Consider the following 12,755-nt stretch of genomic DNA (forward strand, 5'->3'; position numbering starts at 1 on the left):
GCCAGGCCGATGCACGGCGTGCGCGGGGGATCACAGCGACGGGCCGACGGGGCCGGGCCCTCAGGCCCCTCGGCTCACTCGCCGTCGTCCTTGGTGGCGTTCTTCGTGTCCTTCGAGCCGGAGTCCTTGCCCTTGCCCGAGCCGCCCTTGCTCTCGCCGGAGTCCTGCGTGTCGTCCCCGGAGTCCCCGCCCTTGTCGCCGGAGTCCTTCGAGTCGTCCGAGTCGTCCTTGCTCTTGTCGGAGTCGCCGCCCTTGTCCTTGTCGGAGTCCTTCGAGTCGTCCTTGCCCTTGTCCGAGTCGTCCTTGTCGGACTCCTTGTCCGTGGGCTTCTCGGTCTTCGAGGACTCCTCCTCAGTGGGCTTCTCGGACTTCGAGGACTCCTCCTCGGTCGGCGTCTCGGTCTTCGAGGACTCCTCGTCGCTGGGCTCCTCGGACGGCTCCTTGCTGGGCTCCTCCGTGGTGGGTGCCTGCGTGGTGGTCGGGGCCTTCGTCTGCGGGGCCTGCGTGACGGGCGCCTTGGTGGCGTTGCCCGCGGAGGACTTCTGGTTGTCCAGGACGACCTCGCCGTCGAACTGCTCGATGGGCTCGCCCTCGAGGGTCTGGGACATGATGCGGCCCCAGATCGTCGCGGGCCACGAGCCGCCGGTCATGCTGGAGACGCCGCCGAACGGGGTGAGCTGCTCCTCGCTCTTGCCGTCCTCGGAGGGCTGGAACATGCCGACCGCGGTCACCATCTGCGGGGTGAAGCCCACGAACCAGGCCGACTTGAAGCTCTCGGAGGTGCCGGTCTTGCCAGCGACGGGGCGACCGCCCATCACGCCGGCGACGCTGCGGGCCGAGCCCGTGGACGGCGGGCCTTGCAGGGCCACGGTCGCGTTGATCGCGACCTTCTCGTCGAGCACGCGCTTCGAGCTGTCCTTGTGCTCGTACTCGTCGGAGCCGTCGGGGTTGGACACCGAGTCCACGATGTAGGACTGGTGGTGGACGCCCTTGGCGGCGATCGTCGCGTACGCCTCGGCCATCTCGCGGACCGTCGGCGAGGCGCTGCCCAGCACGTTGGAGGCGTCGTCGTTCAGGCCCGGGGTCTTCTCGGGGATGCCGAGCTGCACGGCGGCCTTGCGGGTCTTCTCGGGCCCCATGGCGACGTTCAGCCCGGCGTAGGCGGTGTTCACCGAGTTCGTGGTCGCCTGTCGGAGGCTGATCGGGCCGTAGGAGGTGTGGCCGAAGTTGTTCACCGTCCAGCTGCCGAAGGTCCGCGGCGAGTTGCCGTCCCAGGTCGAGTTCAGGCCGTAACCGTTCTCGAGGCCCGCGATCAGGGCGAAGCTCTTGAAGATCGAGCCGGCCTGCATGCGCGACTGGGTGGCGTCGTTGATCGACTGCTTCACGAAGTCGGGGCCGCCGTACATCGCGGTGATCGCGCCGGAATCGGGGTCGATCGACATCGTGCCCACGCGGTTGGCGTCGGGCCGGCCCTCGTCCTTCAGCCCGTCGATGGTGTCGACGGTGATGTCCTGGTCCTTCTTGGAGACCGTGGAGACGATCTTGTACCCGCCGGTGTTGATCTCCTCCTCGGTGAAGCCCTCGCGCTCGAGCTCGCTGCGCACCATCATCAGCAGGTAGCCGTTGGTGCCCTCGAGGTAGTTCTGCTGCTTGTTCTTCGAGGTCTCGGGGAACTCGAGCTTGTCGGCCTGCTCCTCGGTGAGGGAGCCGGTCATGTTCACCTCGCGGGTGATCACGCGGTCCCACTTCTTGGCCGACGCCTCCTTGTCGTTCGCGGGGTCGTAGGCCGAGGGCGCCGGGATCACGGCGACCAGCAGCGCCGCCTCGGACTCGTCGAGGTCCTTCGCATCCTTGCCGAAGTAGGCCTCGGAGGCGGCCTGGATGCCGTAGGCGCCGCGCCCGAAGTAGATGGTGTTGAGGTAGCGGGAGAGGATCTCGTCCTTGCTGAGCTCCTGGTCGGCCTTGAGCGCCATGATCATCTCCTTCACCTTGCCGGTGTAGGAGGTGGTGGTGCCCGTGTAGTACCGCTCCACGTACTGCTGGGTGATGGTCGATCCGCCCTGGCGGGAGCCGCCCTTCAGGTTGTTCCAGAGTGCGCGCACGATGCCCTTCGGGGACACGCCGCGGTTCTCGTAGAAGGTGGTGTCCTCGCTCGCGACGACCGCGTCCTTCACCGTCTGCGGGATCTCGTCATTGGGCAGGATCGTGCGGTTGACCTCGGAGAACTGCCCCATCTCGGTCTTGCCGTCGGAGAAGTAGACGCGCGTGGTCTGGGCGACGGCGACGTCGTCGGCCTGGGGGACGTCGGTCGAGTTGTAGAGCCAGACGGCTCCGCCCAGACCCAGCAGCACGATCAGCGCGATGGCGCCGCCGAACATGCGCAGCGAGGGGAGCCAGCGCAGCGGGCCCTTCTTGCCGGCGCGCGGGTAGTTCAGCGCGGCGGCCAGACCGGTGCGCTTGGCCGTCCCACGACCCCCACGTCCGCCGCGGCCCGAGCCGGCCGCGGCCGAGGTGCTGCGCTTCGCGGTCCCGTTCTTCGCTGCGCCGCTCTTCGCTGCGCCGCTCGCGCCCGCGGCGCCAGCCCCGGCGGTGCCGGCGCGGCGCGCGGTGCGGCTGGTGCCCTTGGGCGAGCCCTCGTTCGCGGATCGGCCGGCGGCCGAGCCCGCACCGGCGCTCCTGCCCGAGGACTTCCCCGCGCCCTTGCCCGCGCCCGCACCGTTCGTACGGCTGCGGCCCTGAGCGCCCGGGAACTGCTTGCGCGCCGAGGAGGCGCCGTCGCCGGCGCCGCGGGACCGGCCGGTGCCGGAACCGCCGTCGCGTCCGGATCCGGACGACGGACGCGAGGGTCCACGAGAATCGCTCACAGCTGCTCCTGACGGCTCGACTCCAGGGCATCCCGGCGCGCCTGGGGCAGGCGTCCGGGGGCGAGGCGCCGATGGGCACGGCGTCGCAGTCCTCCAGTATCCGCACGAGCACGCGCGGATGGGAACGCCCCGGCGGTGACCATCACACGCCCTTCACCCCGCCCGTCCAGGTGAGGAGAGGTGCGGGTGGCCCATGCCACAGCCGCTCGGAGCGGGGTCCCGGCCGGCGTCACGTCACCGTCGGTGCGGCCTCGCTCAGCGCTCGCTCGCAGTGTTCACCCGCGATCCTCCCACCAGGCGCGCAGCCGGCGTTCGGCCTCGTCCTCACCGAGGGGGCCGTGCTCCATGCGCTCCTCGAGGAGGAAGGCGTAGGCCTCGCCGACCTCGCGCCCCGGCGGGATCCCCAGGACCTGCATGATCCGGTTGCCGTCGAGGTCTGGGCGGATCTTCTCGATCTCCTCGCGGGCGGCGAGGTCGTCGATGCGCTCCTCGAGGTCGTCGTAGGCGCGGGCGAGCGCCCGGGCCTTGCGACGGTTGCGGGTGGTGACGTCGGCGCGGGTGAGGCGGTGCAGGTGCTGCAGCAGCGGACCGGCGTCGGTGACGTAGCGGCGCACGGCCGAATCGGTCCAGCCGGAGTCCGCGTAGCCGTGGAAGCGCAGATGGAGCTCGACCAGTCGGGCGACGGCCTTCGTCGTGTCCTTGTCGAAGGCGAGCTCCTTCATGCGCTTGGCGGTCATGCGGGCGCCCACGGTCTCGTGGAAGCGGAAGGTCACCAGCCCGCCGGGCTCGAAGCGCCGGGTCGCGGGCTTGCCCACGTCGTGCATGATCGCCGAGAGCCGCAGCACCAGGTCGGGGCTCTCGCAGGGACCGCCCGACCCCTCGGGGCTCTCGAGGTCGATGGCCTGGTCGAGCACGGTGAGCGTGTGCTCGTAGACGTCCTTGTGATGGTGGTGCTCGTCCCGCTCGAGGCGCAGGGCGGGCAGCTCGGGGAGCACGTGCTCGGCGAGGCCCAGGTCGACCATGAGCTCGAGGCCGCGACGCGGGTGCGCCCCCACCAGGAGCTTCACGAGCTCGTCGCGGGTCCTCTCGGCGGAGACGATCTCGATGCGCCCGGCGAGCTCCCGGATCGCCGCGGCGGTCCGGTCCTCGATGGTGAAGCCGAGCTGCGAGACGAAGCGCACGGCGCGCATCATCCGCAGCGGGTCGTCGTCGAAGGACTGGGTGGGCGGGGCGGGCGTGCGCAGCAGCTCGCCGGCGAGGTCGTGCAGGCCGTCGAAGGGGTCCACGAACTCGAGGGAGGGCAGGCGCACGGCCATCGCATTGACCGTGAAGTCGCGGCGCGAGAGGTCGCCCGCGAGGGTGTCGCCGAAGGCCACCTCGGGCTTGCGGCTGGTGGGGTCGTAGGACTCGGTGCGATAGGTCGTGATCTCGACCTTGACGCCGTCGCGGGTCGCGCCGAGCGTCCCGAACTCACGGCCCATGTCCCAGATCGCACCGCCGTGCGTCCAGCGCCGCAGCACGGCCTCCGTCTCGTCGGGCCGCGCGGAGGTCGTGAAGTCCAGGTCGGCGCTCGAGCGGCCCAGCACAGCGTCCCTCACGGGACCGCCGACGAGCGCGAGCTCCTGCCCGGCCTCCTCGAAGAGGCGTCCGAGCTCGTGGATGGGTGCAGGCAGAGCCTGGAACATCGAGGCCGCGCGGGTGCGCGCGGCCGTGAGACGAGCGGCGCGCTCGTCGGGGTGCTGCAGGTCGGTCACGGAAGTCCTGTCATGTCAGGGGCGCAGGGAGCCGAGATCCCGGGGCGAGGGCTCCGAGGGGCCGACGGCCGTGAGGGATGCCCTGTGGAGATCTCGCGGCAGGCCCGGTCACCTGCCGGGCTCTACCGTATCGGCCGCATACAGTGTCCCCATGTCCGAGCCGAGCCCGTCCGTGCGCCCGCGCGCGCCGCTCCCCGGACCCAGGGCCCTCGCAACGGCCGCCCCGCGGCTCCTGCTGGTGGCGATGCTCGCCCTCGCCCCGGCGCTCCTGATGCCCACGGGGCCCGCGATCGCCCAGGTCACAGGCTCGAAGTCCGCATCGGCCGGCTCGCAGTCCGTGACGACCGGGCAGACCTCGAGCACCCGGGCCACCGCCTCGTCGGCCTCTGCCTCGTCCGCGAGCGCCCGGCCCTCGGCCCCGCAGCCGGCGGAGCCCGAGGCGACCGGCGGAGTGAGCCTCGACCTGGTCGACGGCGGGGACATCACCCTCAAGCCCGGGGGGAAGCTCACGCTCACGGTGCGGCTGACCAACCGCGGCACCACGGCGATCGAGGATCCCGCCCTGGAGCTGCGGGTGCGCACCGATCGCGTCACGGACCGGCGCACGCTCGCGCAGTGGCAGCAGCAGGACGGCCCGGACACCTACGGCGTCCCGGCCGCCACCGAGGAGGGCCCGGCGAGCCTCGACGCGGGCGACTCCGCCGAGTTCACCCTCTCGGTCGACGCCGATGACCTGGGCCTCTCCACCGCCTCCTACCTGTGGGGCGCACGGCGCCTGTCGGTGACGGCCACCGATGCCGACGGTCCCCTGGCCTCCCTGCGCTCCTTCACCGTGTGGCGGCCCGACGACGCCGACGCGAAGATCGCCGGGAGCGTGCTGCTGCCGCTGTCCGCGAGCGACCCCGGCGCCGCCGTCAGCGATCCCGATGCCTATAAGGCGTCGGCAGAGAGCGGCCGCCTCAAGGATCTCGAGGGCCTCGCCGCGCGCGACGACGTGGACTGGATGCTGGATCCCGCGCTGCTGGATCCGCCGGCGCTCTCGGACGCCGACGCCGGCGACTCCGCGGGCTCGGGGTCGTCTGGCTCCGACTCCTCGGCGGACGCGGAGGACGGGGACGACGGCGGGGACGACGGCGACTCCGCGCAGACCCCGCCCGCGCGCTTCACGACACCGGACGCCACGAAGCACCTGGCCGACACCCTCACCTCGGGGGCGGAGGACCGCGACGTGATCGGGCTCCCGTACGCCCAGTCGGACACGATCGGGCTCGAGCAGGCCGGCACCACGGACCTCTCCGACGCGCTCGCGGCGCGCAGCGAGAAGGTGTGGGAGGACGCGCACATCGACCCGCTCGGCGAGGCCGTGTCGATCCCGGGCAAGGAGGCGAGCGGGAAGACCCTCTCGCAGGCCGTGACCAGCGGCGCCGATCTCCTCGTGGTGCCCTCCTCGTCCCTGCGCGCCGACCCGGCGGGGACGGTGACGCCGTCGTCCGTCGGCACCTTCACCGCGGGCGACCGGACCGTGCCCGTGCTGGCGCCGGACCCGACGCTGTCGGACGAGGTCTCCGAGCTGCGCACCGGCGAGGACGTGCAGCAGGTGCGCCAGCGGATCCTCGCGGAGACCGCCGTGATCGCCTCGGAGCAGTCGAGCACGCAGCGCCAGGTGCTCATCGCCCCGCAGCTCGGGGAGGACATGGACGCGGGGGCCGTCTCTTCGACCCTCGACGCCCTCGACGACGCGCCCTGGATGACGCAGGCGCCCGTCTCCGACCTGCTGGACGCGGCGGAGGGCGGCGACATGGTGACCGACACGGGGACCGAGGGCGACGGCCTCTACGCGCTCGGCGAGCTCGATGCGGACGACGTGCGCCCGTCGGGCCCCGGCGAGGACGGCACCTGGGCGCACCTGCCGCGCGCCCGCTCCCGCGACGAGGTCGACACGGGCACCCTGGAGTCCCTGCAGCGCTCGCTGCGCTCGATGAGCACCGTCGCCGCGGTCGCCGAGGACGACGCCCCGTTCTCCGCGACGCGCACGCTGATCCTCACCACGACCTCGACGACGCTCGCGAAGGACCATGACGAGGCGTCCCGTCGCGCGAAGACGGCGCAGAAGGACGTCGCGGCGATGCGCGAGGCCATCCACGTGGTGCCCGCCTCCGGCTACAACCTGGTCTCCGACTCGGCGGGCGTGCCGATCACGGTGACCAACGACCTGGACAGCCCGATCACGGTGAAGGTCGAGGTGAGCACGGACCGACCGATCGTGCGGGTGGGCGAGCCCACCACGGTCGAGGTGCCCGCGCGGCAGAAGAAGGAGGTAACGGTCCCGATCGACGCGATCGCGAACGGGACCGTGACCCTCACCTCCACCGTCCGCTCCGAGGACGGGGAGGAGCTCGCCGCACCCGTGTCGGTCCCGCTGAGCGTGAACCCGGCATGGGAGAACTGGACGACCATGGTGCTGGTGGGCGCCATGGGCGTGCTCGTGGTGGTGGGCGTGCTGCGGGCCCGGCGCACGGGCTCGCGCCGCCGCGCCGCCGCGGCAGAGCTGACGGACGACGGTGAGGGGGAGGCCGCAGGGGATGCGGCCGACGAGGAGAAACCATGAGCGCACCACGACGCATCCAGCACCGGCCGCGGCATCTGCGTCCGGGCCCGCCCCGGGCCCGGGCCCGGCCCCGCCCGGCCCCGGCACGACCCGCCGCGCAGGCCACGCCGGCTCCCGCGTCGACGCCCGCGTCGACCGTCCCCTCGGACCCTGCACCGTCGGGCCCCGCGCCGTCGGCCCCCGAACGGCCGACGCCCGCCGCCCCGAGCTCCGACTCGGCGGAGGTCTTCTCCTCACGCACTCCGCCTCCCGCGCGCCGCACCGCGCCGGTCTCCGACGATGCGGCCGCTGCGCACGCGGCCGACCTCGAACGAGCGGTCGCCACCCTCGACGAGACGACGGGGTCGCTCGACCCGATCACCGAGCAGATCGCCACCGGCTCCGCAGCCGGCGCGAGGAGGCGCTCCGGCACGCCCGCCGGCCCCGAGGCGGAGAGCGGCAGGAGCCTGGACGGCGGCAGCGGTGACGGCCCGACCGACGGTGCTGGCGGCCCCGCTGACGGTGCGCACGGCACGACCGACGGTGCGGACGACACGGCCGACGCACCGGCCCCGAAGCTCACCAGCACCCGCGCGCGGCTCATGCGCGCGACCGCCGTGATGGCCCTGGGCTCGACGGTCTCCCGCGCGCTCGGGTTCGTCCGCAACTTCCTGTTCGGCGCCATGTTCGTCGGCATCAGCAGCTCCGTGGGCAGCGCGTTCAGCTCCGCGAACGTCGTGCCCAACACGATCTGGATCATGATCGGCGGCGGCACGCTCAACGCGATCCTGGTGCCCGCGATCGTGCGGGCCGCGAAGCGTCCCGACCGCGGCAGCGACTTCACCTCGCGCCTGTTCACCCTGGTCACGGTCGGCGCGGGCGGGGTGACCCTGCTCGCGATGGCGCTCGCGCCGCTGCTCATGGTGCTCACCAACGGCTCGCTGCCGCCGGACACCTACGCCCTGGCCGTGCAGCTCGTGTACTGGATGATGCCGCAGATCCTGTTCTCGGCGCTCTACCTGATGCTCGGCCAGCTGCTGAACGCGCACGACTCCTTCGGGCCCTACCAGTGGGCCCCCGTGCTCAACAACCTGGTCGCGATCGTCGGCGCGCTGATCTTCCTCGCGATCTGGGGCGGCCAGGGCGATCCGACGGCCTGGACCGTGCCGATGGTCGTGGCCCTGGCCGCGATGAACGTGGGCGGCTCCGCGATCCAGGTCGTCTTCCTGGCCTACTTCGTGCACAAGCTCGGGCTGACGCTGCGCCCGAAGTGGGGGTTCCGCGGTCTGGGCCTGGGCAAGCTCAGCCGCATCGGCATGTGGAGCCTCGGGATGCTGATCGTCGGCCAGCTCGCGCTGTACGCCGGGCGCTGGAGCGTGGGCGGCGCCGTGGAGGCGGCCGAGACCAGCCAGGGCACCGACGCCTCGAGGCTCTACCCGGGCCTGGGCACGATGGACTGGGCCTACACGGTCTTCATGATCCCGCAGGGGATCCTCGCAGTCACCCTGGTCACCGCCGCGTTCCCCTCGATCTCGCGGAGCGCCTCCGAGGGCGACCACGAGCGCGCCCTGCACCGGTATCAGCAGACCAACCGGATCCTCGCGGTGCCGATGATGCTGTGCGCCGCCGTGTTCATCGCCCTGGCCGGCCCGATCATGTGGGTCATCGACGGCGGTTCGAGCGTCGCCGGGGCGCAGGCGAGCGCGTGGGTCCTCGCCGCGTACATGCTGGGACTGGTGCCGTTCTCCGCGAACTACCTGACCAAGCGCGCTTTCTACGCGTACGAGGATGCTCGCGCCCCCTTCTGGATGCAGATCCCGACCTCGGCTCTGCCTCTGCTGGGCGTGGCGCCGGTGCTGCTGTTCGTGGATCCGCACTGGCAGGCGGCGACAGCGGCGCTCGTGGTGTCGCTCGGCAACGTCGTCGGCTGGGCGTACGGGCAGTGGATGCTGCGGCGGCGAGCGCGTGAGCTCGGGGCCTCGCTGGACGGCGGCGCGAAGGCGATGCTGCTGCTGGGCCGGCTGCTCGTGGCGGCCGTGGTGGCCTTCCTGGTGGGCGACGGTCTGGTCTCGCTGATGGGCGGGGCGATGTGGACAAACCGCGTGCTCACCGTCGTCCTCGGTCTGGTCGTCGGGGCGGTGGCGAGCGCCGTGTTCGTGGCGGTCGCGTGGGCGCTGCGCGTCGAGGAGCTGCGATCGCTGATGGCGATGGTGCGCGCGCGGATGCCCGGTGGCGGCCGCCGGTCAGCGGGCACCCGTAGCATGTGACAGGCCGCAGGGCATCAGGATGTCGGAGAGGGACGGACACAGGTGAACGAACGACACCACGAGCACGCGGTGCGCGAGCGCTGGAGCGTCGAGGCGAAGATCCCGCTGTCGGGAGTCGCCGAGGGCGCGTCCTGGCATCGCGCCCGCTCCGTGCGCTCCGGTGAGCTCGTCACCCTGTTCATGGTCCACGGGGACCTCGCCCTCGAGGTCGCCGACGCCGCGCGCCGCGCCTATCTCGTGGAGAACCCGCGCCTGCTCCCGGTGCTGGACGTGACCGTGTTCGGGGATCCGCGCGGGACCGGCGAGGGATCGGCCGACGGCGCCTCCGGCGATGCGTCCCAGGGGGCTTCCGGTGAGGGCTTCGGGGCGGCGAACGGGGGCGCTCCGCTGACCGTCGTCGAGTACCCGGCCCCGCCGGCACCGCCCCTCGCCGCGCTGTTCGCCCAGGGTGCGCTGCGCCCGGAGACTGCACGGTCGATCATCGGCGAGGCCGCATCGGGGCTCGAGGCCGCCCGCCGCCGCGGGCTGCGCCATCAGCACCTCGACTCCAACCGAGTCTTCGTGGACACCGCGAGCGGGGAGGTGGCGGTGCTGGGCGCGGGCGTCGAGGCCGCCGCCCATCACGACTCCGAGCACGACGGCCGCCTCGCCTCGTTCCTGGACGTGACCGCGCTGGTCGCCCTGCTGTACCGGGCGCTCACGGGCGCCTCCCCGTCGGCCGCCGACGGGCCCCTGGCCCGCCCGTCGCGGATCAGCACGCGGAACATCCCGCAGGATCTCGACATTCTGTGCGAGCTCGTGCTCACCGAGGGCGATCAGCCCGTGCCGGAGACCACGCGCGACCTCATCGCCGAGCTCGAGCCCTGGCAGTCCATCCCCGTCACGCTCGAGGCCTACGACCCCCAGGACCCCTCGCGCACCTCCCAGGACGCGCAGTCGACCACCGCCGACGCACGTGACGCCGCGGCAGCTGCACAGGCCGCCCCCGTCGCGGCCCCGAACGGTGCCGACGCGGCGAGACCGTCGACCGGAGCCGAGGACACCTCCTCCTCGGCGTCCGCTGAGCAGGATCCGGCGAAGGATTCGAGCACGCCCTCTCCGGGCGCCTGCGGCGATGCGGGAGCCCGATCCGCGCACGAGGGCTCCGCGGGACGCCTCGACCTCGACCAGGAGCCGCGCGCCGACATCGAGAAGGTGCACACGAGCCGCACCGCCCGCCGCGCGGCCGCTGCGACTGCCGCGGGAGCGGCCACCGGTGCCGCAGCAGGCGCCACGGGAGCGGCGGCCGGCGGATCGGACTCGACCTCCGGCGACGCGAGCGCGGCGTCCAGCGACGCAGGCGCGGCCTCTGCCGAGGCCGGTGCGACCGAAGGCCGCGCGGGCGCGGCGTCCGACGGTGCGGATAGGACCACCGGCGACGCGAGCGCAGGCGCCGACACGAAGGGCGCGACGCCCGCCGACACGGCTGCGACCACGAAGAACAGCTCCGAGCCGAGCACGACCGGTGCGTCGTCGGCGGATCCCGGTGCCTCTCCGTCGGCAGCGCCCGGCTCGCAGGACGCGGCCACCGCCGAGGCCCCGCCCGAGGACACCACGGGCACCGAAGCCGCGGAGTTCGTGCGCGACCTGCACCTCTCCGAGACCCGCAACAAGGCCGCCTTCCCCGGGCACCTGGATGTCCAGGAGAAGGAGAACCCGCTGGCCGCGGCCACGATCCCGCCGGCGGCGGCGGGCCGCGGAGCCGTGCTGCCCGGCACCTCCCGCGATGCGGACGAGGCCTCGTGGACGGACTCCGTCGCACAGACTCCCGTGGAGGAGGAGGACGCCTCACCCGGGCCGATCATCGTGCGCGGGCGCCCTGTCACCTACGGCGACGAGGACCAGGACGCCTGGGCGGCGACGCCTCACCGGGGCAGCGCGCTCGTGCGCGACGTCGTGGGTGTCGCGATGAGCGCCGAGGACAGCTCGAACGTGTACACCACCACGGCGGAGCCCGACGAGCAGCGCTCCCGGCAGACGCAGTGGATCCTCATCGGCGCCGCTCTCGTCGTGATCATCGCCCTGGTCTTCGCGATCACGAGTGTCACCTCGGGGCTGCGCGAGGCGGCAACGGGTCCGAACGAGAAGGCCACGACGCAGCCCGCGCCCACCGAATCGAAGACGAACGCGCAGGTCCAGCCCACGGAGACCACGGAGTCGGCGACCGAGGGTCCGCCTCCCACCTTCGGCGAGCCCGAGGTCTTCGCCGAGGGCGGCAACGGCAACGCGGACCACTCCGAGGATTCGAGCCGCCTGACGGACGGGTCGAAGGACTCCTACTGGTCCTCGAAGATCTATCAGAGCGCGGATTACTCGGGTCTGAAGGACGGCATCGGCATCAAGCTGCCCTTCGAGAAGACCTCGACGCTGAAGAAGATCACCGTGAGCACGGCCGATACCGAGGGCGGCTCGATGGAGCTGTACGCCCTGAAGGAGGACGGCAGCCGCGGCGACAAGCTCGGGGACGGCGAGTTCACCGACGGCGGGGACGTCGAGTTCACCCTGGATGAGCCCGTCCAGGCCGACGGTGTGGAGCTGTGGATCGCCGAGCTGCCCAACAGCACCACCGGCGACGGCTTCCGTGCCCGCATCCAGGAGATCAAGGCGGAATGACCGCGCCCGGGATCCGCCATCGGCGCCCTGGTGCCGGGCCCGGGCCGACGTCCGGCCAGGGCGTGAAGACCTGGGTGGTGGTTCTCGCGCTCGTGCTCGCGTCGCTCGTCGGGCTCATGCTCTCCGAGGCCCTCCAGCAGTCGACCACCGAGGTGGCGCGCGGCAGCGCGGCGGCGTCTCCTGAGACGGGCAACGCACCCGGGAAGAATTCCTCGGGTCTGCCCGTTCTCACAGAGAGCACCTTGGGGAGCGAGGCGCAGCGGCTGGTCGCCTCGGGCGGCACGTTCCAGGCGCCGGCGACCTTCGACCTCAACCGGTGCCTCGAGCAGCAGGGCGTCACGGACGCGCCGATCGTGATGGAGGAGATCGAATGGGGAGCGGACTCCGGTCAGTACTGGATGATCGTGCACGGCCCCTACCAGCGCGATTCCCTGCGGGCGAACGGTGGGATCGTGCAGATCACCGTGGTCCGTCCCACCTGCGGCACCGAGAACGCCGATGCCGCGGGGACGCTGGTGTGGAACGGGTCGACGAACATCGGCAGCGTCTGATCGCCCCGTCCACCGCCCTGCGGGCCTCCCCGCTCCCGTCTGACCTCCGCGTCGCTGCCCGTCCTCGACGCCTGCTCCAC

General features: G+C 72.4%; 6 protein-coding genes. 4 read left to right on the plus strand and 2 right to left on the minus strand.

Features of this window, described 5'->3' with window-relative positions; all coding sequences use genetic code 11:
- Positions 1–74: 74 nt before the first annotated feature.
- Both ACFQ53_RS00445 and ACFQ53_RS00450 read right to left on the minus strand, forming a co-directional pair.
- Positions 75–2,864 carry a transglycosylase domain-containing protein gene (locus ACFQ53_RS00445; RefSeq protein ID WP_377853744.1) on the minus strand — a complete coding sequence of 930 codons (2,790 nt, stop codon included), beginning with the start codon at positions 2,862–2,864 and terminating at the stop codon, positions 75–77.
- A gap of 275 nt (positions 2,865–3,139) precedes the next feature.
- Positions 3,140–4,549: a CCA tRNA nucleotidyltransferase gene (locus tag ACFQ53_RS00450; protein ID WP_377854476.1), complete on the minus strand. Its 1,410-nt coding sequence runs from the start codon at positions 4,547–4,549 to the stop codon at positions 3,140–3,142.
- Between the two features lie 220 nt (positions 4,550–4,769).
- Between ACFQ53_RS00450 and ACFQ53_RS00455 the strand changes: the two genes are divergently transcribed.
- From ACFQ53_RS00455 to ACFQ53_RS00470, 4 genes are read left to right on the plus strand one after another with little or no spacing between them, the layout of a single operon-like run.
- Positions 4,770–7,226, plus strand: a complete 2,457-nt coding sequence (locus ACFQ53_RS00455) for a DUF6049 family protein (RefSeq protein WP_377853747.1) — start codon at positions 4,770–4,772, stop codon at positions 7,224–7,226.
- The gene (locus tag ACFQ53_RS00460; RefSeq protein WP_377853750.1) at positions 7,223–9,472 is read left to right on the plus strand and encodes a lipid II flippase MurJ; all 2,250 of its coding nucleotides are present in this window, start codon (positions 7,223–7,225) and stop codon (positions 9,470–9,472) included. Before ACFQ53_RS00455 ends, ACFQ53_RS00460 begins: the two co-directional genes overlap by 4 nt.
- Positions 9,473–9,514: 42 nt before the next feature.
- On the plus strand, positions 9,515–12,124 hold the full coding sequence (locus ACFQ53_RS00465) for a hypothetical protein (RefSeq protein ID WP_377853753.1): 2,610 nt from the start codon (positions 9,515–9,517) through the stop codon (positions 12,122–12,124).
- Positions 12,121–12,675 (plus strand): hypothetical protein, encoded by a 555-nt coding sequence (locus ACFQ53_RS00470; protein WP_377853756.1) that lies wholly within the window; start codon positions 12,121–12,123, stop codon positions 12,673–12,675. Before ACFQ53_RS00465 ends, ACFQ53_RS00470 begins: the two co-directional genes overlap by 4 nt.
- The last annotated feature ends 80 nt before the right edge of the window (positions 12,676–12,755 follow it).

It is taken from the genome of Brachybacterium sp. NPDC056505 (assembly GCF_042794925.1).
In the GTDB taxonomy this organism is placed as follows: Bacteria; Actinomycetota; Actinomycetes; order Actinomycetales; family Dermabacteraceae; genus Brachybacterium; species Brachybacterium kimchii.